The 22,564-nt window shown below is 56.0% G+C and carries 27 protein-coding genes; 16 read left to right on the forward strand and 11 right to left on the reverse strand.

Annotated features, from left to right (window positions below; all coding sequences use genetic code 11):
- Positions 1-196: 196 nt before the first annotated feature.
- Complete coding sequence (locus SBO83_RS06075) at positions 197-481, forward strand: hypothetical protein (protein WP_034790093.1); 285 nt, start codon at positions 197-199, stop codon at positions 479-481.
- 111 nt (positions 482-592) lie between these two features.
- Here the strand turns inward: SBO83_RS06075 and SBO83_RS06080 are convergent, their stop codons facing one another.
- On the reverse strand, positions 593-865 hold the full coding sequence (locus SBO83_RS06080; RefSeq protein WP_353501918.1) for a hypothetical protein: 273 nt from the start codon (positions 863-865) through the stop codon (positions 593-595).
- Positions 866-1,183: 318 nt separating this feature from the next.
- Between SBO83_RS06080 and SBO83_RS06085 the strand changes: the two genes are divergently transcribed.
- Positions 1,184-1,384 carry a DUF7736 domain-containing protein gene (locus tag SBO83_RS06085; protein ID WP_396130808.1) on the forward strand — a complete coding sequence of 67 codons (201 nt, stop codon included), beginning with the start codon at positions 1,184-1,186 and terminating at the stop codon, positions 1,382-1,384.
- Positions 1,385-1,451: 67 nt separating this feature from the next.
- On the opposite strand, the gene fliE is transcribed toward SBO83_RS06085, so the two are convergent.
- On the reverse strand, positions 1,452-1,766 hold the full coding sequence (gene fliE / locus SBO83_RS06090) for a flagellar hook-basal body complex protein FliE (RefSeq protein ID WP_353503957.1): 315 nt from the start codon (positions 1,764-1,766) through the stop codon (positions 1,452-1,454).
- Positions 1,767-2,082: 316 nt separating this feature from the next.
- Here fliE and fliF point away from each other — a divergent pair, with 316 nt between their 5' ends.
- The 13 genes from fliF (at position 2,083) to fliR (ending at position 13,279) form a co-directional block, all read left to right on the forward strand.
- Entirely contained in the window at positions 2,083-3,807 is a 1,725-nt protein-coding gene (gene fliF, locus SBO83_RS06095) for a flagellar basal-body MS-ring/collar protein FliF (protein ID WP_396130809.1), read from the forward strand.
- Positions 3,804-4,796, forward strand: a complete 993-nt coding sequence (fliG, locus tag SBO83_RS06100; RefSeq protein ID WP_034790081.1) for a flagellar motor switch protein FliG — start codon at positions 3,804-3,806, stop codon at positions 4,794-4,796. Before fliF ends, fliG begins: the two co-directional genes overlap by 4 nt.
- Positions 4,789-5,589 carry a flagellar assembly protein FliH gene (gene fliH / locus SBO83_RS06105; protein WP_353501915.1) on the forward strand — a complete coding sequence of 267 codons (801 nt, stop codon included), beginning with the start codon at positions 4,789-4,791 and terminating at the stop codon, positions 5,587-5,589. Before fliG ends, fliH begins: the two co-directional genes overlap by 8 nt.
- Positions 5,589-6,953 (forward strand): flagellar protein export ATPase FliI, encoded by a 1,365-nt coding sequence (fliI, locus tag SBO83_RS06110; RefSeq protein ID WP_353501914.1) that lies wholly within the window; start codon positions 5,589-5,591, stop codon positions 6,951-6,953. Before fliH ends, fliI begins: the two co-directional genes overlap by 1 nt.
- A gap of 18 nt (positions 6,954-6,971) precedes the next feature.
- Complete coding sequence (fliJ, locus tag SBO83_RS06115) at positions 6,972-7,418, forward strand: flagellar export protein FliJ (protein WP_353501913.1); 447 nt, start codon at positions 6,972-6,974, stop codon at positions 7,416-7,418.
- Positions 7,415-8,773, forward strand: a complete 1,359-nt coding sequence (locus tag SBO83_RS06120; RefSeq protein WP_396130810.1) for a flagellar hook-length control protein FliK — start codon at positions 7,415-7,417, stop codon at positions 8,771-8,773. Before fliJ ends, SBO83_RS06120 begins: the two co-directional genes overlap by 4 nt.
- Before the next feature lie 149 nt (positions 8,774-8,922).
- A complete protein-coding gene (gene fliL, locus SBO83_RS06125; RefSeq protein ID WP_353501911.1) occupies positions 8,923-9,417 on the forward strand; it encodes a flagellar basal body-associated protein FliL in 495 nt (164 codons plus the stop codon).
- 7 nt (positions 9,418-9,424) lie between these two features.
- Positions 9,425-10,441 (forward strand): flagellar motor switch protein FliM, encoded by a 1,017-nt coding sequence (gene fliM / locus SBO83_RS06130; protein WP_353501910.1) that lies wholly within the window; start codon positions 9,425-9,427, stop codon positions 10,439-10,441.
- The gene (gene fliN / locus SBO83_RS06135) at positions 10,434-10,853 is read left to right on the forward strand and encodes a flagellar motor switch protein FliN (protein ID WP_353501909.1); all 420 of its coding nucleotides are present in this window, start codon (positions 10,434-10,436) and stop codon (positions 10,851-10,853) included. Before fliM ends, fliN begins: the two co-directional genes overlap by 8 nt.
- A gap of 12 nt (positions 10,854-10,865) precedes the next feature.
- Positions 10,866-11,315 (forward strand): flagellar biosynthetic protein FliO, encoded by a 450-nt coding sequence (gene fliO / locus SBO83_RS06140; RefSeq protein WP_396130811.1) that lies wholly within the window; start codon positions 10,866-10,868, stop codon positions 11,313-11,315.
- A complete protein-coding gene (gene fliP / locus SBO83_RS06145; protein ID WP_034790072.1) occupies positions 11,312-12,058 on the forward strand; it encodes a flagellar type III secretion system pore protein FliP in 747 nt (248 codons plus the stop codon). The genes fliO and fliP overlap by 4 nt, the downstream gene beginning before the upstream one ends.
- A gap of 163 nt (positions 12,059-12,221) precedes the next feature.
- Complete coding sequence (gene fliQ / locus SBO83_RS06150; RefSeq protein ID WP_353501907.1) at positions 12,222-12,491, forward strand: flagellar biosynthesis protein FliQ; 270 nt, start codon at positions 12,222-12,224, stop codon at positions 12,489-12,491.
- Positions 12,492-12,493: 2 nt separating this feature from the next.
- The gene (fliR, locus tag SBO83_RS06155; protein WP_353501906.1) at positions 12,494-13,279 is read left to right on the forward strand and encodes a flagellar biosynthetic protein FliR; all 786 of its coding nucleotides are present in this window, start codon (positions 12,494-12,496) and stop codon (positions 13,277-13,279) included.
- On the opposite strand, the gene rlmC is transcribed toward fliR, so the two are convergent.
- From rlmC to nfsA, 9 genes are all read right to left on the reverse strand, one after another.
- Positions 13,276-14,403 carry a 23S rRNA (uracil(747)-C(5))-methyltransferase RlmC gene (gene rlmC / locus SBO83_RS06160; protein WP_396130812.1) on the reverse strand — a complete coding sequence of 376 codons (1,128 nt, stop codon included), beginning with the start codon at positions 14,401-14,403 and terminating at the stop codon, positions 13,276-13,278. The two genes, fliR and rlmC, sit on opposite strands and share 4 nt — an antisense overlap.
- 50 nt (positions 14,404-14,453) lie before the next feature.
- A complete protein-coding gene (locus SBO83_RS06165) occupies positions 14,454-14,915 on the reverse strand; it encodes a YbjO family protein (protein WP_396130813.1) in 462 nt (153 codons plus the stop codon).
- 89 nt (positions 14,916-15,004) lie between these two features.
- The gene (gene potI, locus SBO83_RS06170; protein ID WP_396130814.1) at positions 15,005-15,850 is read right to left on the reverse strand and encodes a putrescine ABC transporter permease PotI; all 846 of its coding nucleotides are present in this window, start codon (positions 15,848-15,850) and stop codon (positions 15,005-15,007) included.
- On the reverse strand, positions 15,847-16,803 hold the full coding sequence (gene potH / locus SBO83_RS06175) for a putrescine ABC transporter permease PotH (protein ID WP_396130815.1): 957 nt from the start codon (positions 16,801-16,803) through the stop codon (positions 15,847-15,849). Before potH ends, potI begins: the two co-directional genes overlap by 4 nt.
- Positions 16,804-16,817: 14 nt before the next feature.
- A complete protein-coding gene (potG, locus tag SBO83_RS06180; protein WP_396130816.1) occupies positions 16,818-17,951 on the reverse strand; it encodes a putrescine ABC transporter ATP-binding subunit PotG in 1,134 nt (377 codons plus the stop codon).
- Positions 17,952-18,107: 156 nt separating this feature from the next.
- Positions 18,108-19,217, reverse strand: a complete 1,110-nt coding sequence (gene potF, locus SBO83_RS06185) for a spermidine/putrescine ABC transporter substrate-binding protein PotF (protein ID WP_396130817.1) — start codon at positions 19,215-19,217, stop codon at positions 18,108-18,110.
- 441 nt (positions 19,218-19,658) lie between these two features.
- Positions 19,659-20,141 carry a YbjN domain-containing protein gene (locus tag SBO83_RS06190; protein ID WP_034790058.1) on the reverse strand — a complete coding sequence of 161 codons (483 nt, stop codon included), beginning with the start codon at positions 20,139-20,141 and terminating at the stop codon, positions 19,659-19,661.
- A 146-nt stretch (positions 20,142-20,287) separates the two neighbouring features.
- On the reverse strand, positions 20,288-21,190 hold the full coding sequence (gene rimK, locus SBO83_RS06195; protein WP_396130818.1) for a 30S ribosomal protein S6--L-glutamate ligase: 903 nt from the start codon (positions 21,188-21,190) through the stop codon (positions 20,288-20,290).
- A 27-nt stretch (positions 21,191-21,217) separates the two neighbouring features.
- Complete coding sequence (gene nfsA, locus SBO83_RS06200) at positions 21,218-21,940, reverse strand: oxygen-insensitive NADPH nitroreductase (RefSeq protein WP_396130819.1); 723 nt, start codon at positions 21,938-21,940, stop codon at positions 21,218-21,220.
- Positions 21,941-22,256: 316 nt separating this feature from the next.
- Here nfsA and SBO83_RS06205 point away from each other — a divergent pair, with 316 nt between their 5' ends.
- Positions 22,257-22,523 (forward strand): GrxA family glutaredoxin, encoded by a 267-nt coding sequence (locus SBO83_RS06205; protein ID WP_034790052.1) that lies wholly within the window; start codon positions 22,257-22,259, stop codon positions 22,521-22,523.
- The last annotated feature ends 41 nt before the right edge of the window (positions 22,524-22,564 follow it).

A 22,564-nucleotide genomic window follows, 5' to 3' on the forward strand; every position in this document is an offset into this window, starting at 1 on the left:
GCTTAAGTCGTGTTCTCAGTCCTGCCCTATAATTTATACCAAGCTAATTATCTGCCATTCAGGCAGGTAATTGGCGTGTTGCTTGATGTCCTGTTTTTGCTGCGCGATTTCATTCATTGTTCGCAGCGCCTCATTTGAGCGTTCCCGTGTGGGAGAAAGTGCTTGTATCATCAATCACTTATTTGGAGGAGTAATAATGTCTGAATACCATTATTTGCTTCTGGGAGGAAGTCGGCATGGACAGAAACATGTCGACCGTTGTCATCAGTTTTCACTCTATTTCTGGGCAGACAATCGGCTCGAAGAGCGTCAGTCTGACTCAGCAATTTTTGCAGTGCAAAACGAGCGTTATAAAGTATCTCCAGAGAAATGTGCTGACGGCAATTGGTATCTGGTCGGTTACTGTGGGGCAAGACCTGAGATCCCCGTGGATGAACTGACTGATTTGATACTGGATAACAACGTTAAGCCCATGATGTAACACAGCGGCTGCTAAGTTCTACTCTCATCAGCGCTGTGAAGTGACATTCAATGAAGTAAAAACCCCGCCTTCGCGGGGTTTCTTGTTTTTAGCGGGTCGGAATGCTTAATCTCACCCGGCATTGCCCTGAATATGCGCGGCGCGGAACTCCACTACCGTCCCGGCTTCGAAATGGCGTTTTGCCGAGGCCGGAATGCGCCCTACCGGCGCGGCTTTAATCACTTCCCCTTCAAACTCGCCGTCGATGATTTGGCGAATAGCGACATCCAACTGGTAGCTCGCCGAGTCATCACCCACGGGAAAAGTCAGCAGTTTCACCTTATCCCCAACTTGCCAGCGGGTCAGCATCGGCAATGGAGCTTGTTCGAAAATGTCCTCATTCATCTGGCTTTTCCTTATTTTCAGGTTGATTAATAAGAGGATAGAACAATTCCGGTGCCGCCGCTTGAAAATGAAAGTCTTCTGGAATCCGTGTCGCAGACCGTCGTGGATTTGCACCGCGAGCCGCTGCGTAACCTGAGATTGACGCCGTCGACCTATACTGAGAATTGGTGATTGCATGGCATAGCCATGGCCGTAATAATGACGGCATCCCTGACCACCCGAGGGCGGAGTGTTTATCTCTGCTGATGGAAGATTTGTGAAATGAATGTCCTGTCGATGGCCCGCTACCGTCAGCCTGAAACGAAACAAGGAATTGAAATGCAAAAGTTAACGCAAGAGCAGTGTGTGATCCTCACCGGGTTTACCGGCATTCTCCACGGCGAGTTTGAGTGGTTCCACGCTGATCTGGAAGCCCGCCTCGGTCGCGAAGTACAAACCTCTGAACTTGGCTATCCAGAGTTTATGGACGAGTGTAAAGCACTGTATGAAGAAGATTTTAATGAATTGATGCCGGAGTAAGCGTCACGCCTTTTCGCCCCCCGCCCACAGGCCATCGCTGCATGTGGGCAAAAAGCTTTCTGAGCAATCAGACGCTCATGTTCATCACATCCTGATACGCCGCCACCAGCTTGTTACGCACCTGAATGCCCAATTGCAGAGAAATTGATGATTTCTGCATATCGACCATCACGTCATTTAAGCCTACGCCCGGCACGCCGAGTTCGAATTTCTGCGCCTGCAATTTGGCGGTGTTTTGCGTTTCGCTGATCTTGCCCAGCGCGGCTTTCATCTCGCTGGCGAAACCGGCTTCCTGTAGGGGTTCAACAGGTTGCTTCATTCCTGCCTGCAGCGCGGTGGCCTGCAACTGCTGCAAAACACTCTCAATGCCTTGAATTGCCATAGATTCCTCAATTTTCGCACGGTTCTGAATGGGGGATGAAACCGATTTGTGTTTCATGGAACGACACCCTATCACATAGGAATTTCCCTAAACGCGCTAATTGACCGCAAAAACCATGGCTTATCGGGCCATTAACTTTGCATAAAGCAGCAAATAATGGCTCACCTGAAAAATCAGGTTCTTCTCTTATTGTGGAGAGGGGCTAAAAAAATGACACGCTTGTCTGTTTTACATCAGCAGGATTGCGCACTTGGGAGTCTGTTTTGTCACGACACAACACGAACATCAACGTTCAACAGCTGAATAGGGATCTGGTATGAGTTCTGCAATTGCTGGCGCAGAAAACCCTGAAAGCGGATTGACAGCGTTTATCAACCGCCTGCGTGCGAATCCAAAAATCCCTCTGGCCATTGCCGCAGCCGCCGCAGTGGCCATTGTTGTTGTCCTGACGCTGTGGGCCAAAGCGCCGACATATCGCGTACTGTTCAGCAATCTGAACGACAAAGACGGTGGCGCCATCGTCACCCAGCTGACCCAAATGAACATCCCTTATCAGTTCTCTGATAACGGCGGTGCCATCTTGATCCCGGCGGATAAAGTCTATGAAACTCGCCTGAAACTGGCCTCTTCCGGCTTGCCAAAGGGTGGCGCGGTAGGCTTCGAACTGATGGACCAAGAGAAGTTTGGTATCAGCCAGTTCAGCGAGCAGATCAACTATCAGCGCGCGCTGGAAGGCGAACTCTCGCGCACCATCGAGACTCTGGGGCCGGTACAGAGCGCCCGCGTTCACTTAGCTATCCCTAAACCTTCGCTGTTCGTGCGCGAACAGAAGAACCCTTCAGCTTCGGTGACGTTGAATCTGCAATCCGGCCGCGCGCTGGATGACGGCCAGATCAACGCCATCGTTTATATGGTATCGAGCAGCGTCTCGGGCCTGCCTCCGGCCAGCGTTACCGTGGTTGATCAGAGCGGCCACCTGCTGACTCAGGCCGATGGCAACGGGCGTGACCTCAACGCCGCGCAGCTGAAATATGCCAATGAAGTGGAAGGCCGCCTGCAACGCCGGATCGAAGCCATCCTGCAACCCGTGGTCGGCAGCGGCAACGTGCATGCACAAATCACCGCGCAGATTGACTACGCCGTGCGCGAGCAGACTGACGAAAACTACCAGCCGAACGGTTCGGCAGATAAAGCCGCAGTGCGCTCCCGCCAGTTGAGCACCAATGAGCAAATTGGCGGTTCAGGCGTCGGCGGCGTGCCGGGCGCCCTCTCCAACCAGCCCACGGCTCCGGCGACAGCGCCTATTACTAATCAGGCGACCAACGTTAATAACCCGAACGCCGCCAACGGCCAACAGGCGAATGGGCAGAACAACGCGGCTAACCGCAATGCGGCCACCGCCGCGCCATCCGGTCCGAGCAGCAATCGCCATGATGAAACTACCAACTACGAGCTGGATCGCACCATCACCCACACCCAGCACAGCGCGGGCGGCATCCAGCGCCTGTCGGCGGCGGTAGTGGTTAACTATCAGCCGGGCGTGGATGGCAAAGCCAAGCCACTGACCGACGAGCAGTTGAAGCAGGTTGACTCACTGGTGCGCGAAGCGATGGGCTTCTCCACCGAACGCGGCGATACCCTGAACGTGGTTAACACGCCATTTAATGAAACCGCCGATGAATCCACCGAACTGCCGTTCTGGAAATCTCCGGCCTTCTTCGATCAACTGCTGAATGCCGGTCGCTGGTTACTGGTACTGATTGTTGCCTGGCTGCTGTGGCGCAAGATGGTTCGCCCTCTCCTGCTCAAACAGCAGGCCGACCGCGAAGCTCAGGCTGCGGCGACCGTCGCGGCAGCCATGCCAGCGCCGGAAGGCACGCAGCCAGCCAAACTGTCTAACGACGAGCTGGCCAAGCGCCGCCGTTCACAGCAGCGCGTCAGTGTTGAAGTTCAAACCCAACGAATTCAGGAGCTGGCGGATAAAGATCCTCGCATCGTCGCCCTGGTTATCCGCCAATGGATGAGTACAGAACAACCATGACTATGACCGGAACCGAAAAAAGCGCCATCCTAATGGTCACGCTGGGTGAAGACCGCGCGGTGGAGGTGTTCAAGCACCTCAACCCGCGTGAAGTTCAGCAAATCAGCGGCGCGATGGCTAACATCCATCAGATCTCCAACAAACAGCTAAGCGACGTGCTGAGCGAGTTTGAAGATGAGTCCGAGCAGTACGCCGCGCTGAGTGTCAACACCAGCGAATACCTGCGTTCGGTCCTGACCAAAGCCTTGGGCGAAGAGCGCGCCGCCAGCCTGCTGGAAGACATTCTCGAGTCGCGCGAAACCACCACTGGCATGGAAACCCTCAACTTTATGGAGCCACAGATTGCGGCCGACCTGATCCGCGACGAGCATCCGCAGATCATCGCCACCATTCTGGTGCACCTGAAACGCGGCCAGGCAGCCGATATTCTGGCCCTGTTCGACGAGCGCCAGCGTAACGACGTCATGCTGCGTATCGCCACTTTCGGCGGCGTACAGCCAGCGGCGCTGGCCGAGCTGACCGAAGTGCTTAACAACCTGCTCGACGGCCAAAACCTCAAACGTTCGAAGATGGGCGGTATTCGTACTGCGGCGGAAATCATCAACTTGATGAAAAGCCAGCAGGAAGAAGCGGTTATCGAAGCCATGCGTGGCTACGACGGCGAGCTGGCGCAGAAAATCATCGACGAAATGTTCCTGTTCGAGAACTTGGTGGATGTCGACGACCGCAGCATCCAACGCCTGTTGCAAGAGATCGAGGGCGAGTCGCTACTGGTGGCATTGAAAGGTGCCGAAGCGCCGCTGCGCGAGAAATTCCTGCGCAACATGTCACAACGTGCTGCCGATATTCTGCGCGACGACTTGGCAAACCGTGGCCCGATGCGCATGTCGCTGGTGGAAAACGAACAGAAAGCCATTCTGCAAACCGTGCGTCGTCTGGCCGAATCTGGCGAGATGATGATTGGCGGAGGTGAGGATACCTATGTCTGATGCCCTGACGCCACAAGACCCGCCGGCCGAGAAAAAGACGCTGGCCGAGCGCAAAGCCGAACAGCTCAACGCCCTGCCGTGGCAGCCGTGGAAGCTCAACGACCTCAATACGCCCTCTTACTCTAGTAAAGAGTATAAAAACGCCATCGAACCTCTGTTTGGTGAAGAAGATGGCGAAGAGCATGACACTGAGAGCAGCGAGCCCCTGAGCCAGTTTCAGGTTGATCAGAACGAGCTGCAACGTCTGCAAATTCAGGCACAGCAGCAGGGTCATCAGCAAGGCTTTGAGGCGGGCAAACAGCAAGGTTATCAGGCTGGCTATCAGGCCGGTCAGGAAGCGGGCCAGCAGCAAGGTCTGCAAGAAGCCCAACAGCATCAGGCGGTGCTCACCGAGCACTGGCAGCATCTGGTCACTGACTTCCAGCAAACGCTGGACGCGCTGGACAGCGTGATTGCCTCGCGCCTGATGCAAATGGCGCTGACCGCCGCCAAGCAGGTGCTCGGCCAGCCGCCGATTTGCGACGGCTCCGCCCTGCTGACCCAAATTCAACAGCTGATCCAGCAAGAGCCGATGTTCAAAGGCAAGCCGCAGCTGCGGGTTAACCCAGCCGATTTCGAACGCGTTGAGCAGCATCTTGGCGTTACCCTGAGCCTGCACAGCTGGCGTCTGCTGGCTGACAGCCAGATCCACGCCGGTGGCTGTAAAGTCAGCGCGGAAGATGGCGACATGGACGCCTCGCTAGCCACTCGCTGGCACGAACTCTGCCGCCTCGCGGCGCCGGGTGATCTCTGATGACCGCCCGCCTTAGCCGATTGCTGAAAACCCTCGATGACGCTGAAAAGCGCATGGAGCGTACTCCCGCGCTGCGCCGCTACGGTCGCCTGACCCGCGCGACCGGGCTGGTGCTCGAAGCCACCGGCCTGCAACTCCCTCTTGGCGCGACCTGCCTGATTGAACGCCATGACGGCAACGTCGTGCAGGAAGTCGAAAGCGAAGTGGTCGGTTTTAACGGCCAACACCTATTTTTAATGCCGCTGGAAGAAGTGGAAGGCATTCTGCCGGGCGCGCGGGTGTATGCCCGCATCTCGCCAGAGGGCCACACCGCCGGTAAACAGCTGCCCCTCGGGCCACAGCTGCTTGGCCGCGTGCTCGACGGCAGTGCCAAGCCGCTCGACGGCCTGCCGCCGCCGGATACCGGCTATCGCGCCGCGCTGATAACCCCTCCTTTCAACCCCTTACAGCGCACGCCCATTACTGACGTGCTCGACGTCGGCGTGCGGGCGATTAACTCCCTGCTGACCGTCGGCCGCGGGCAGCGTATGGGCCTGTTCGCCGGCTCCGGCGTGGGTAAATCGGTACTGCTCGGCATGATGGCGCGCTACACCCAGGCCGACGTGATCGTGGTCGGGCTGATTGGCGAGCGTGGTCGCGAAGTTAAAGACTTTATCGAAAATATTTTGGGTGACGAAGGCCGCGCTCGCGCGGTGGTGATCGCCGCCCCGGCCGACGTGTCGCCGCTGCTGCGTATGCAGGGCGCGGCCTATGCCACCCGTATTGCGGAAGATTTCCGCGATCGCGGCCAGCACGTGTTGCTGATCATGGACTCCCTGACCCGCTACGCCATGGCCCAGCGTGAGATTGCCTTGGCCATCGGTGAGCCTCCGGCCACCAAAGGCTATCCGCCATCCGTGTTCGCCAAGCTGCCCGCGCTGGTTGAACGCGCCGGTAACGGCATCAGCGGCGGCGGCTCGATCACCGCTTTCTATACGGTGCTGACCGAGGGTGATGACCAGCAGGATCCAATTGCCGACTCCGCGCGCGCCATCCTCGACGGCCACGTGGTGCTGTCGCGCCGCCTGGCTGAATCTGGCCACTATCCGGCGATTGATATTGAAGCTTCTATCAGCCGCGCCATGACCGCCTTGATTGACGATGCCCAGTACGGGCGCGTGCGCGATTTCAAACAGCTGCTGTCGAGCTACCAGCGCAACCGCGATCTGGTGAGCGTCGGCGCTTATGCCGCAGGCAGTGACCCGATGCTGGATCGCGCCATTCGGCTCTACCCGCAAATGGAAGACTTCTTGCAGCAGGACATCATGGAGCGCAGCTCCTACGAAGATGCCTGTTTGCAATTGAAGATGATGTTACCGAGCTAATAACCAGAGGACTTGTGTATGGAAAGTTCATCACCTTTAGTCACTCTCTGCTCTCTGGCGCAGAAAGCCTTGGATCAGGCGACCAACCATTTAGGTCAGGTCCGACAGTCGCACAGTCAGGTGCAAGAACAGCTGTCGATGCTACTCAATTACCAGAATGAGTACCGGCAGAAGCTCAACACCACCATGACCGGCGGGATTGCCGCCAACACGTGGCAGAACTACCAGCAGTTTATTTCGACGCTGGAAGTGGCTATTGACCAGCATCGCCAGCAGCTGATGCAGTGGAACCAGCGTCTGGACGCCGCCGTCAGCCAGTGGCAGGACAAGCAGCAGCGGCTCAATGCCTACCAGACCCTGCAAAGTCGCGCCAGCGAGCAGCAACGCGTACAGGCCAATCGGCTGGATCAAAAGCAAACGGATGAATTCGCCCAGCGCGGCACCTATAGGAAATCACAGTCATGAATATGAATATTCAGCCCGCCGCGGCCTCCACGGTGAAAGGTGCCGGTCACAGCAAACCTACCGGGGCAGCCGCCCTGCTGGCCGATCTCGACGCCGGTAACGCGACGCAGGATTTTGCCAGCCAGCTGGAAGCCCAGCTCGGGCCAAAACTCAGTTCCCAGCTGGGTCAGTTAGGCCAGCAGCTCGCAGCCAAGGGGCAGGTGGTGGATAAAAACAGCCTGACGCAAGCCGTGAATACCGGCGAGCAGGAGGGCACGCTGTCGCTCGATGACAATCAGCTAAGCCAAATCATGGCGGCGATTCAAGCTCTGCCAAACGGCAATTTAAAAACCGCCGATGCCAGCCAGCTGAAAAATGCCGCTTTGAGCGATAAAGAAGACGCCAAAGACTCGACAAGCCAAGACGCCAACGCCCTGCCGATTCAGGCACTGTTTGCCATGCTCGCCGCCCAGCCTGCGGCCCAGGTGACGCCAGCGACGGCGCAAAATGGCGCTTTGCCAAATAGCGGCGATAGCAAAGATAAAACCGCCCTTCTTCAGTCACTCAGCGGCGACGCCAAATCACTGCTCACGCAGGGTGACGACAAGGCTGCTGATCACAAAACCGCCGTGACCGACACCAGCGGCAAAGGGGTCAGCCAGCACGGCGATGCCCGCGCGGCAACCGGCAAAGCCAATGATTTCAATAATGCCCTGACGGCAATGAGCACGGCTAACGGCGCAGCCAGCCAGCAGCCGAATAGCGAGTTGAAAAACAGCGATAACGGCGCACTGCTGCAAAATATTAATCAGATCAATAGCGCGGCGATGGCGGCCTCTTCGGTGCCGGTGTCCAGCACGCCAACCAGCACCACGCTGGTATCCGCCCCTAACGTGCCGCAGCTCAACGCCCAGTTGGGTAGCCCGGAGTGGCAGCAGCAGCTAGGTCAGCAGGTGTTGATGTTTAACCGTCAAGGCCAGCAGACCGCCGAACTTCGCCTGCATCCGCAAGATTTGGGTTCTATCCAGATCAGCATGAAGATTGAAGACGGTCAGGCGCAGATGCACTTTGTTTCCGGCCACAGCGGCGTGCGTGCCGCGCTGGAAGCGGCCATGCCTCAGCTGCGCACCTCGCTGGCTGATAGCGGCATCAACCTGAACCAGACCAACGTCAGCAGCGATACCTCGCAGTGGCAGCAAGCCTCTAACGGCGCACAGCAGCAATTTGGCCAGCAGTCAGGTTCATCGCAAGGCAGCGACGCCAGCTGGGCCGCGTTTAACGGCGTTGGCGCGGCCTCCGCCAGCGACGCCCTTCCCGTTCCAGCCTCGCTTCAGCAGTTAGCCAGCGGCAAAGGCGGCGTTGACATCTTCGCCTGATTGACCCTATTTGCCCCCGCTATACGTTGAAAGATCGCGGGTAAACGGCAGAGCTAACCGCGTTTAACCCGCCTATTCCCTCTATTGAAATTGGGGATAGGCGGGATAATCATCCACAGAATTATCATTTACAGGAAATTCCCTTATCCATGTCTGACTCTGCTATTGCGACCAAGCGAAAAGGTAAGCGCTCAAAATTAATCATCATATTGGTTCTGCTGGCTCTGATTGCCGCGGCCGGAGGTGGTTACGCCTGGTGGATGCTGCAAGGTCATTCGTCTGCGCCGGGCGCAGCTCAGGTTAAGAAAGAGGAACCGCCTGCTCCGCCTGTTTTTTTGGCGCTGGACACCTTCACGGTTAATCTGCAAAACGCGGATAACAACCCGGATCGCGTGCTATATATCGGCCTGACGTTGCGCCTGCCGGATGAGAAAAACCGCGCCGCGCTGAACGAATATTTGCCAGAAGTCCGCAGCCGCCTGCTGTTATTACTCTCTCGCCAGAAAAGCTCTGATCTGGTCAGCGAAGCGGGTAAACAGCAGCTGATCACGGACATTAAACAAGCTTTGAGTACTCCTTTTGTCAAAGGTCAGCCTAATCAGGTGATCAGCGACGTGCTTTTCACTGCTTTCATACTGCGATAATCAAATTATGGGCGACAGCATTCTTTCACAGGCCGAGATTGACGCACTGCTTAACGGCGATAGCGACGGCGACAGTGCGCAACAGGTTGATACCAGTCCCCTCAAGGCTGACGATGGCGTAAAGCCGTTTGACCCGACCACGCAGCGACGCGTTATCCGCGAGCGTTTGCAGGCGTTGGAGATCATCAACGAGCGCTTTGCCCGTCACTTCCGCATGGGGCTGTTCAACTTATTGCGCCGCAGCCCGGATATCACGGTTGGCCCGATCAAGATCCAGCCCTACCATGAGTTTGCTCGCAACCTGCCGGTGCCGACCAACCTCAACGTGATTCACCTTAAGCCGCTGCGCGGTTCGGCGCTGTTCGTGTTCGCGCCAAGTCTGGTGTTTATCGCAGTGGACAACCTGTTCGGCGGCGATGGTCGGTTCCCCACCAAAGTGGAAGGCCGCGAGTTTACCCATACCGAGCAGCGCGTGATCAAACGCATGCTGACGCTGGCGCTCGACGCCTATCAGGATGCGTGGAGCGGCGTGTATAAGCTCAGCGTGGAGTATGTGCGCGCCGAGTTGCAGGTGAAGTTCACCAACATCACCTCGTCGCCAAACGACATTGTGGTGACGACCCCCTTCCATGTGGAGATCGGCGCGCTGAGCGGCGATTTCAACATCTGTATCCCGTTCAGCATGATTGAACCGATACGCGAGCTGTTAACCAACCCACCGGTAGAAAACTCTCGCAATGAAGAGAGTCAGTGGCGCGAAAACTTAGTACATCAGGTGAAGCATTCACAGCTCGAACTGGTGGCGAACTTCGTCGATATTCCACTGCGACTGTCGCAAATCCTCAAATTACAGCCGGGTGACGTTTTACCGATTGAGAAGCCGGACCGCCTGATCGCTCACGTCGACGGTGTCCCGGTCTTGACCAGTAAATACGGCACGCTTGGCGAACAATACGCCCTGCGCGTTGAACATTTGATTAACCCAATTTTGAATTCCCTGGATGAGGAACAGCCCCATGAGTGACATCAATAAACCGTCTGACAGCGGATCGGAAAACGTAGACGATTTATGGGCTGATGCGTTTAACGAACAGCAAGCCGCCGGTGGCAACGAAAAAGCTTCAACCGATGGTGTATTCGCGGCGCTGGGCGCGCAAGAAGGCACCGGCAGCCTGCAAGATATCGACATGATCTTGGATATTCCGGTCAAGCTGACGGTGGAACTGGGCCGCACCAAGATGACCATCAAAGAGCTGCTGCGTCTTTCGCAGGGTTCTGTAGTGGCGCTGGACGGACTGGCGGGCGAGCCGCTGGATATCCTGATCAATGGCTATCTGATTGCCCAAGGCGAAGTGGTGGTAGTTGCTGATAAATACGGCGTGCGCATCACTGACATCATCACCCCGTCAGAGCGTATGCGTCGCCTGAGCCGCTAGTGAGACACTCCCTTGACTACCGCTAACAGCTCGGCCAACAGCGATTCACCTTATATCACGCCAGCCGCGACGCACGGCACGGTGCAGCAACAGGCTGCACCAGCTATTCCAACCGGCTCGGCGTTAACACAGGTGAGCACCGTGCTCGGCGGCATTTTGCTGCTGATCTTGCTGATTGGCTGGGTGGCAAAGCGTCTGGGCTTCGCGCCGCAGACCAAGAATTCTAAGTTATTAAAAGTCACCGCCAGCTGTCAGGTCGGGCGCTCAGAGAAAGTGGTGATTGTCGAAGTAGATAACACTTGGCTGGTGCTGGGCGTGACCTCGCACCAAATCACCCCGCTGCATACCCTGACTTCACCGCCAGTTATGCCGGAGAGTGTTGAGGTGACAACGTCACAGAAACCGATTGATTTTGCTCAACTGTTAACCAAAGTGCTGAAACGTCCGGGAAATAAAGAATGAGCGTGCTGAAATCCTCTCTGCGTTGGAGCCTGCCGCTGCTGTTATTGGCAAGCCCTGCCGCCTTCGCGCAACTTCCGGGTATTGTCAGTCAGCAACTGTCGAACGGCGCACAGAGCTGGTCGCTGCCGGTGCAGACGCTGGTGTTCATCACCACCCTGACCCTGCTGCCCGCCATGCTGCTGATGTGTACCAGCTTTACGCGCATTATTATCGTGCTGGGTTTGCTGCGAAATGCGCTGGGTACCCCTTCTGCGCCGCCGAACCAAGTGATGCTCGGGCTAGCGCTGTTTCTGACCTTTTTCGTTATGTCGCCGGTGTTCGACAAAATCTATACCGATGCCTACCAACCGTTCAGCGAAGACAAGATCAGCATGCAGGTGGCGATGGACAAAGGCGCCGAGCCGTTGCGCCAGTTTATGCTGCGCCAGACCCGCGAAACCGACCTGGCGCTGTACGCTCGTTTAGCCAACCTGCCGCCGCTGGCAGGCCCGGAAGCCGTGCCGATGCGTATTCTGCTACCCGCCTATGTCACCAGCGAGCTGAAAACCGCCTTCCAGATTGGTTTCACCGTATTTATTCCCTTTATGATCATCGATCTGGTGGTCGCCAGCGTGCTGATGGCGCTGGGGATGATGATGGTGCCACCCGCCACCATCTCGCTGCCCTTTAAGCTGATGCTGTTTGTCTTGGTCGACGGTTGGCAGCTGCTGCTGGGATCGTTGGCACAGAGTTTTTATAGCTAACTCAAGCAGTTAACTTAATGGGTGTCAGCGTCGTAGCCAGTTTGTTCACCGCCAGCGCGCAGAGCCCGCAGCGTACATGAGTACGTGAGGAGCGCGAGCACTGCCGGGGGACAAAATGGCAAGTAAGCTAACCCAAGCACATTCACATTGGAATACAAAGTAAATGACTCCTGAATCGGTAATGGCGATTGGCAACCAGGCAATGAAAATAGCGCTGGCCGTGGCTGCGCCGCTGCTTTTAGCCGCGTTGGTCACGGGTCTTGTCGTCAGTTTGTTACAGGCGGCGACGCAGATTAACGAACAAACCCTGTCCTTTATTCCGAAGATTCTGGCCGTGGTGGCAACCATCGTTATCGCCGGGCCGTGGATGCTCAATCTGCTGCTGGACTACATGCGCACGCTGTTCACCAGCCTGCCTTACATCATCGGCTAGCCATGGTTTCCTTCGACAGCACCCAGCTTGCCGGATGGCTCAGCATGTACTTCTGGCCACTGCTGCGCATTTTGGCGCTGATCAGCACCGCGCCGGTGACCAGTGAAAAGCAGGTGCCGAAGCGCGTGAAACTTGGCCTCGGCATGATGATCACCTTCCTGATTGCCCCCAGCCTGCCACCAATTGAGGTGCCGATGTTCTCTAGCGGCGCGCTCTGGCTGGCGGCTCAGCAAATTATTATCGGCAGCGCCCTGGGCTTAACCATGCAGCTGGCCTTTGCCGCCGTGCGCATGGCGGGCGAGATCATCGGCCTGCAAATGGGTATCTCCTTTGCTACCTTCTTCGACCCCAGCAACCGCCTTAACTCACCGATTTTGGCGCAGATCTTAAACCTGCTGGCGGTACTGCTGTTTTTGAGTTTTGACGGCCATCTGTGGCTGATCTCCCTGCTGGCCGACAGCTTCCAGACCCTGCCTATTCGCTCTCAACCCTTGAATGGCAACGGTTTTATGGCGCTGGCGAAAGGAGGAAGTATGGTCTTCAGCAGCGGCCTGATGCTGGCCCTGCCGATTGTCACCCTGCTGCTGACGCTCAACGTATGCCTCGGCCTGCTTAACCGCGTCACGCCGCAGCTGTCGGTGTTCGTCATTGGTTTCCCGCTGACGCTAAGTATTGGGATTTTGGCGATAAGCCTGATGATGCCGATGCTCGCGCCGTTCAGCGAGCACCTGTTCAGTGAAACCTTCGATAAGCTGGTGCTTATCCTTGGCCAGATGGCGAACCGCTAACGGCGCGAAAGCAGCGTTAACACTTCGTAGTGCGCGGTGTGCGGGAACATGTCAAACAGCTGCACGCGCGCGACGCGGTAATCCGGCATAGCGGCCAAGTCTTTCGCCATGGTCTGAGCATTACAGCTGGAGTAGAGAATAGTTTGCGGGGCCATGCGGCTGAGATAGTCGCACAGTGCCTGACCAATGCCACGACGCGGCGGATTGACCAGCACCAGATCGGGAATGCTCTGCCTGCCGGTGGCAAAACCGGTGGAATCCAGTGCCTGAAATTCCACCTGCTTCAGCCCCAATCTGTCAGCCGACGCTTTGGCGCAGGCAATGGCCTCGGCGCTGATTTCAATTCCGGTCAGCTTCATCTCCGGCGTGGCGCAGTGCAGGCCAAAACCGCCAACGCCGCAGAACAGATCCCACATGCTGCCGATGTTCAGCTCGCGCACCCAGTCGCGCGCCGTGGCGTACAGCGCGGCGGCCACCTGTGGGTTAGTCTGGAAAAAGCTTTGCGGGCGGATAAACAGCGGCACCTGGTTAAATTCTTCTTCCAGCGCCTGCTGTTCGGTCAGCGCAATCTCGCGCTCACCTTCCAGAATTGCCATATGCACCGGCTGAATATTGGCGGAAATCACCTTCAGCTGCGGCAACTGCTGCTGTAACCACGGCAGCGCGGCGCGCAGCTGTGCCAGCTTGGCTTCTGAACGCAGCACAAAGCGCAGCATCATACCGCCCTCTTTCTGACTTTCAGTTAGCAGCAGGAATTTCAGCTCGCCGCGTTTACGGGCGACGTTATAGGGGGTTAATCCGGCGCGGGCGATAAAGCTTTTTAGCACGCCAAACACCTCGGGGAAGCTAGCGGGATACAGCGGGCAGTCGCACAAATCCACCGGCGTGCCGTCGCGATGCAGCATGCCGAGCAGCGGGCGCTCCACGCTGCCGCTGACCACCATTTTGGCTTTATTGCGAAACGCACTTTCCGGCCCGGTGACCGGCTCCAGCCATTCGCCTACCGCCAGGTCGGCCAGCAGCTGACGCAGATCCTGTTGTTTATCGACCAGTTGGCGAGCGTAAGGCTTGTCCAGCCATTGGCAGGAACGGCAGGTACCGGCGGTATAAAGTGCGCAATGCATGAAAATTGACCGTTATTGAATGAGCGGAGAAAAACGTGGCGCGCAGTGTATCACCGTGCGGCCTGAAAGGCTGCTCTGCGGCGCAGGAAAAACTGACGGCTACTCTGAGGCGCAAACAGCAGCAGAAGCACCACCATGTCGGGGACTTTTTGCATTAACAGCGCGTGCAGAAACTGCCCCTGAGTCTCGGTTTCAAAGCGGAAAATCTTCGGCCCGAACCACTCGAACGACGCCAGCAGCATGTAACTCACCACCACCGCCTGACAGCCGACAAAGGCCCAGCGCCCCCAGTTGCGCCCGCGCATCATGGCGTAAGACGCGTGACATTCAATCCACACAATCAGCAGGCTGGCGAGCAGGATAAAGCAGTTAAGCCACGACTCCGCGCTGGCCTGAACAAAATCCACCACACCCGCCACGCCCATGGCATCGAACAGCAAAATAAACTCTAGGCAGCGCGTGGCGACAATCGCCGACGCGCCAATCATTACGGGTACGGGTATAAATCTCATCTTTCCTTAGATCCCCTGGGTTTTGGGCGTTGCCGCGGCGCTCAGAACGTCAACGCCCATGACTTTGGGTTTATGTATAAGGTTAAAAATTAATGCCGATAAGCGCGCTGCATGTCTTTGATTCTCTGCTTCTCCGCCCGCGACATAAACCACCAGGCAATCAGGCCGATGATGCCAACCACCAGCAGAATCAGCGTCGCCAGTGCGTTAATCTCCGGGTTCACCCCCATACGCACGCTGGCAAACACCAGCATAGGCAAGGTGGTCGACCCCGGCCCAGCGACAAAGCTGGCAATCACTAAATCGTCGAGAGACAGCGTGAAGGCCAGCAGCCAGCCGGAAACCAGCGCCGGGGCAATCATCGGCACCGTGATGATGAAAAACACCTTCAACGGCGTCGCGCCGAGGTCCATTGCCGCCTCTTCGATTGACCTGTCCAGCTCGCGCAGTCGCGCTGCCACCACCACCGCCACGTAGGCGCTACAGAAGGTAACGTGCGCCAGCCAGATGGTGAACATGCCGCGCTCGGCGGGCCAGCCAAAGGCGTGCCCCATCGCCACGAACAGCAGCAGCAGCGCCAGACCGGTGATCACGTCGGGCATTACCAGCGGCGCGGTCAGCATAAAGGCGAAACCGGTGGAGCCTTTGAAACGGCCAAAACGCACAATCACCACCGCGGCAAGCGTGCCGACGATCACCGCCATGGTGGCCGCCGCCGTGGCGATACTCAGACTCATGCCTACTGCGCTAATCATTGCAGAATCATGTAATAATTGAGTATACCAGCGAGTTGACCAGCCAGCCCAGACCGTAACGAGCTTGGAGCTGTTGAATGAGTAAATAACCAGCATCAACATCGGCGCATACAAAAAGGTGAAGCCAAGCACCAGAATAAGAATTCGCCACGGTGAGCGAACAACCGGCAAATTGTTCATTCTTTGTCTCCCAGCTCTTTGTTTTGGTATTTGTGGAACCAGAGGATTGGCATGATGAGCAGCAGCAACATAATTACCGCCACCGCAGAGGCCACCGGCCAGTCGCGGTTATTGAAGAACTCCTGCCACAAAATTCGGCCAATCATGATGCTGTCCGGCCCACCGAGCAGCTCAGGAATAACGTATTCCCCCACCGCCGGGATAAACACCAGCATCGAGCCAGCAATAATCCCGCCCTTGGTCAGCGGCATAATCACTTTGAAGAAGGTTTTCAGCGGGCGCGCGCCAAGATCCAGCGAGGCCTCCACCAGCGAGTAGTCCAGACGGGTTAACGCGGTGTAAATCGGCAGCACCATAAACGGCAAATAGGAGTAAACGATGCCGATATAGACCGCCAGGTTGGTGTGCAAAATCACCAGCGGCTGGTCGATAACGTGCAGCCACATCAGGAAGTTATTCAGCACCCCATTATCTTTTAAGATACCCATCCAGGCATAGACGCGGATCAGGAATGAGGTCCACGACGGCAGGATCACCAGCAATAGCAGGATATTACGCATTGACTTACTGCTGTGCGCCACGGCCCACGCCAGCGGATAGCCAATCAACAGACAGCAGACCGTGGAAATCGCCGCCACTTCCAGCGATTGCAAATAGGCTTCGATATACAGCGGGTCGTCGGTCAGCGAGATGTAATTGCCGAGATTCAGGGCAATATCCAACATGCCGTCCGAGAAAGTGACTAAATCGGTGTAAGGAGGAATGGCTCGGGCCATCTCCGCCAGGCTGATTTTGAACACGATGAGGAAAGGCAGCAGGAACAGCAGCAGGAACCAGACCAGCGGCAGCAGGATCACCAGCTTGCGGCCGTGCTTTTGCTGCAGGCGGCCGATATAGGCTTTTAACCCACCCGGTGGTTTGGCAGGCTCGGGATGCGCGGAAATAAAAGACATGGCTTCAACTCCCCTTAAACGGTCAGCACGACACAGCTGTCGGCTTCCCAGCACAGGCGCACTTCGTCGCCCCAGGTCGGCATGCCTTTGCGGAAGCGATGGCCGTTTTGCAGCTGTGCGGTGATCATCTGTCCACTGTGTAACTTGACATGGTAGATGGACAAATCGCCCAAATAGGCAATGTTGACCACTTCGCCGACGGCGAAGTTACAGCCATCTTCAGGGATCTCTTCGCACAACAGGATTTTCTCCGGCCGCAGCGCCACGAACACCGGCACGCCGTCGACCACCGAGGAGTCAGCATCGACTTTCAGCGGATGCACTAAGCCCGGGCTGCTGATGATCAGCGCCTCGTCCTGACGCTCTTGCAGCACCCCCTCGAAGATATTCACCGAGCCGATAAACTCCGCGCTGAAGCGGCTGGTCGGGTGCTCGTAAATCTCCTCCGGCTCGCCAATTTGCACAAACTTACCGCGGTTCATGATGGCGATACGCCCCGCCATGGTCATCGCCTCTTCCTGATCGTGGGTCACCATCACGCAGGTCGCGCCGACGCGCTCGAGGATATCCACCACTTCAAGCTGCATGCGGTCGCGCAGTTTTTTGTCCAGCGCGCCCATAGGCTCATCGAGCAGCAGCAGCTTGGGTCTTTTCGCCAGACTGCGCGCCAAGGCCACGCGCTGGCGCTGGCCGCCGGAGAGTTGATGCGGCTTACGCTTGGCGAACTCTTCCATATGTACCAGCGTCAGCATCTCGGCCACGCGGCTTTTGATCTCCGCCGACGGCAGCTTGTCCTGCTTCAAGCCAAAGGCGATGTTCTGCTCGACGGTCATGTGCGGGAACAAGGCATAGGACTGGAACATCATGTTGATTGGGCGCTGATAAGGTGGCACCTGCGACAGGTCGACGCCGTCGAGTACGATTTGTCCCTGCGTTGGGGTTTCAAAGCCCGCCAGCATGCGCAGCAAGGTGGACTTGCCGCAACCAGACGCGCCCAGCAGGGCAAAGATTTCGCCTTTATAGATAGTCAAACTGACGTCATCCACGGCGACCTGACCATCAAAAGATTTGGTTAAATTGCGGATTTCCAGCAAAGGCGTGAAGCCTTTGTGAGTTTTCGGCTGAGGACGGGGGATTGCATCATTCACTCAGAAACATCTCCGGCAGAAGGCGGTAAAAAGCCGCATAGATTGAGGAACCGAAATAGAAGCAGTGGCTCGGCGCGTTTATTTCGCAGAGCCACTGGGGTAATACTCACTATCATTTGAGATGCATCAAGGCGGCAGCTCGAAGAATGAAGAGTATTATTTGTTGGTTTTCACTTTAGTCCAAGAACGGGTAATAACACGGTCGATTTTCGGGTCCTGAACTTTCAGCGTAAACATTTTGGCGCGCACGGCATCCGATGGGTAAATCCCCGGGTTGTTACGCACGTCGGCATTGACTAGCGGCGTGGCGGCAAGGTTGCCACTGGCGTAGTAAACCGTGTTGCTGATCTGCGCAATCACCTTAGGCTCCATCAGGTAGTTGAGGAACTTATAGGCTTCATCCAGATTTTTTGCATCCGCCGGAATAGCAAACACGTCGAAGAAGGCCAGCGCCCCCTCTTTCGGAATGCTGTACGCCACGTTGACGCCGTTTTTGGCTTCTTTCGCGCGGTTAGAGGCTTGCATCACGTCACCCGCCCAGCCAATCGCCACGCAGATATCGCCGTTTGCCAAATCGTTGATGTATTGGGAAGAGTGGAAGTAGCGAATGCTTGGACGCAGTTTCAACAACAGGTCATTCGCCGCACCGGTGTAGTCGCTGGCCTTGGTGCTGTTTGGATCAAGGTGCAGGTAGTTCAGCACGGTGGCGTAGATTTCGGCCGGTGCGTCGAGGAAGGAGACACCGCAGCTTTTGAGTTTCTCAAGGTTTTCAGGCTTCAGCACCAGATCCCAGCTGTCCACCGGCGCGTCTTTGCCCAGCACGGCCTTCACTTTATCGACGTTATAGCCGATGCCGGTGGTCGCCCACAGGTAAGGAATGGCGTATTTGTTGCCCGGATCGTGCTGCGCGACCATTTTCAACAGCGCGGGATCGAGGTTTTTGTAGTTTGGCAGTTTGCTCTTATCCAGAGGCTGGAACACCCCTGCCGCCAGTTGGCGCTCAAGGAAGCTCGCCGATGGCACCACCAGGTCGAAGCCAGTGCTGCCCGCCATCAGTTTGCCTTCCAACACTTCGTTGGAATCAAAAACGTCGTATATCACCTTGATGCCGGTTTCCTTCTGGAAATCCGGCACCGTATTCGGCGCGATATAGTCAGACCAGTTGTAGACGTGCAGCGTTTTTTCTTCCGCTGACGCTGTGACGGACGCGGCCATAACCAGACCGGCGACAACACCCGATAACCACTTTTTACGCAGGGTGAACATCCGTTACTACCTCCAATACAGGGGGAAAAGGAAAATTAAACTTGTATCTCAAATGGATACAAAACCTTTCATAACCAGACCAACCGTCGCGCCCGAATCTGCATAAGCATGCATTGACGGGCCCAACGCTGCGAGCCGAATAACCATTTGGTTTTACGGTGTAATTAACTTATAGCGCAGAATCAGCAGAATACCCCCTGCGCCCCCTCGCTACTAGACCGGACGGGCAAAACCGCAATTTATCGATTAATTATGCAATTTTGCTCTATGCCCTGTGGCACATAAGCCATTAACAAAGTGAAATGTATGGCAACAATGTGCAAATAACAGAATAACTGTTTGTTAAAGAGTGTAGTGGAAGCGGAAAAAATCACCAAAGCCGCGGGAATTCGCGGCTTATGCGAGAAATTTGCAATGGGGAAGTGTTAAGGCGAGAGAGGATTAATGCAGAATGGGGACATTGAGGTTGGTTAGCGGCTCGCCTTCGTCCGGCTCGCCTACGAACAGCATGTCATTAGCATGGGCTTCGAGGATGATCATCGACATCTGCTCTTCCGCCTGTTGCAGGAAGTAGCCAAACTGCTCCACCGTCACACCCACGGCAATCGCCAGCGACTGGCAGACAATCAGCTTAGGCAAATTGTCATCCTGAATGTCGATAAAAGCTTTCACCGTCAGCGAACTGGCGTTGATTTGGCTGAGATCGGCCACAATGGGGATAAGCGCGGTTGGCTTCACTTCGGCCAGCGCGGAGAACAGGATCACGTTATCAACAATGTCCAACTTGGCGTCAAATACGCCATCAAAATTCTGCATATGCGGCAAATGGAGAGCCTGACAGGAATCACACTCGAAAAATGATATCCCCAACTGATCCAGCCAGCGCCGGAGCAACGCCAAATCAGGGACGATGAGCGAATCCATAAAATGCCTCACAAGTTTAAATCAATGAAGTCGACAGCAGAAAAGCGCGCCCTTAAAGGGCGCGAAGGGGACATAGCTTACGGAATTATGTCAGTAAGCGCTATGATCAATACGCGCTTGCTGCACATTAATGCAGGTGAAGGCGCTTAGCCGCCGGATTTCAGGCGAAAACCGGGGCGAGCGCGATGCTCAATGTAGTCAATCATCATGCCCGCGATGTCCAAGCCGGTGGTGCTTTCGATACCTTCCAATCCAGGCGAAGCGTTAACTTCCATCACTAACGGGCCTCGATTAGAGCGAAGGATATCCACACCGGCGACATCCAGCCCCAAGGTTGCCGCCGCTTTCACCGCAATGGCTTTTTCATCGGCGGTGATTTCCACCTTGTTGGCCGTGCCGCCGCGATGCAGGTTGGAGCGGAAATCGCCAGGCTTGGCCTGACGCTCAATGGCTCCCACCACTTTCTTGCCGACGACTAGACAGCGAATGTCCCTGCCCTCGGCTTCGCGGATGTATTCCTGCACCAATATATGCGCATTCAGCCCGCGGAAGGCGTCAATCACGCTCTCCGCCGCCTGACGCGTCTCGGCCAACACCACGCCAATACCCTGTGTTCCCTCCACCAGCTTGACCACCAGCGGCGCGCCGCCCACCAAGGCAATCAGGTCAGCGGTATCGTCCGGCATGTTGGCGAAACCGGTGGTCGGCAAATCGATCCCCTCGCGAGCCAGAATCTGCATCGAACGCAGCTTGTCGCGCGCGCGAGTGATGGCGACGGATTCGTTGAGTGGGAAGCTGCCCAGCATCTCAAACTGGCGCAGCACGGCAGTGCCGTAGAAGGTGATCGCCGAACCAATGCGCGGGATCACTGCGTGATATTTATCCAGCTGGCGGCCGCGATAATGCACGCTGGGCGCCGCCGGATTGATATTCATATAGCAGGACAAGGGGTCGATGATATCGACCGAATGGCCGCGACACTCCGCCGCTTCAAGCAGCCGCTTGCACGAATAGAGACTGCCATCGCGAGAAAGAATAGCTATTTTCATCAGACGCCCCGTCAAGGATGGAGAGTGTTAGCGCGTTGCCCAGCCCTGCTTGTGCAAAGCAGCCAGCATGTGTGGGCGCTGCTCTTTTTTCAGCGTGCGGATAATCAAATCGCTCCAGGTATCGCGACGCGCATTGCTGTCACGCTGCAAGTAATAGGCGGCCAGCTGCTCATCATACTCCGCCAAGGTTTGGGGGTTGAGCGGCTGATAGCTGTTTTCGTGCACTAGCATAGATTGCGGCATACGCGGCTTCACCTGATGATCCTGCGCCGGATGGCCGATACACATACCGAACAGCGGCATGACAAACTTCGGCAGCTTCAGCAGGCCAATCACCTCTTCAACCTGATTACGGATACCGCCGATAAACACCCCGCCCAACCCGAGTGACTCCGCCGCCGTCATGGCGTTTTGCGCCAGCAGCGCGGTGTCCACGCAGCCCAGCAGCAGCTGCTCGGCTAACCCTAGCTCGGCCTGCGGATTGATTTGTTGATTGCGATTAAAGTCGGCACAGAAAACCCAAAATTCGGCGGCGCTGGCGACATATTTCTGCCCGCCGGTGAATTCCACCAGCTTCTCACGCAGCGCGGGATCGGTAACGCGAATGATTGACGAACACTGCAAAAAGCTTGAAGTCGATGCGCCCTGAGCCGCGCTAAGAATGGCTTCGCGCTGCTCATCGGTGATCGGCTGGTCGGTAAAAGAACGAATAGAACGGTGGGAGCGCAGGAGGTCAATCGTGGGGGTCATGGGAAATCCTTGAACGAAAACAAAATAAAAGCCTAATAGCCGACAATCATTGATGCTAGCTCACGGCTTTGCAAGTCCATTAACCCCAAATGCTGTAACAAAACGCAGCGTTTTTCAGGGCAAAAAAAGGTGATAAACCCGTTTGTTCGTCGGCCTGATAGGCGCAGTGCATCAAACTGACAGGTAAATCCTACTGTTTTTTGACGTGCGTAACAGGCATAGTACCGACATCAAAAGGTGATGCAGTTAACAAAATAAAAATGCATCACACTTTAACTTATTCATTTTACTGGCATTAAAAAATCAAGGAGTCTCCATGTTTGCAGTGATTTTCGGGCGCCCTGCGTGTCCTTATTGTGTACGTGCAAAAGAGTTGGCTGAAAAACTGACTGAAGAACGTGATGATTTCAATTTCCGTTATGTTGATATCCACGCTGAAGGCATTTCAAAAGCCGATTTGGAAAAAACTGTCGGTAAGCCGGTTGAAACTGTTCCACAAATCTTCATTGACTCCACCCACATTGGTGGTTGCACAGATTTCGAAGCTTACGCTAAAGAACATCTGGCTCTGTTCCAGTCTTAATTTGACTGAGACGTGGCAAAGTCTACACAGCAAAAAGGCGC

Origin of the sequence: Ewingella allii (assembly GCF_044430645.1) — a bacterium.
Taxonomy (GTDB): Bacteria; Pseudomonadota; Gammaproteobacteria; order Enterobacterales; family Enterobacteriaceae; genus Ewingella; species Ewingella allii.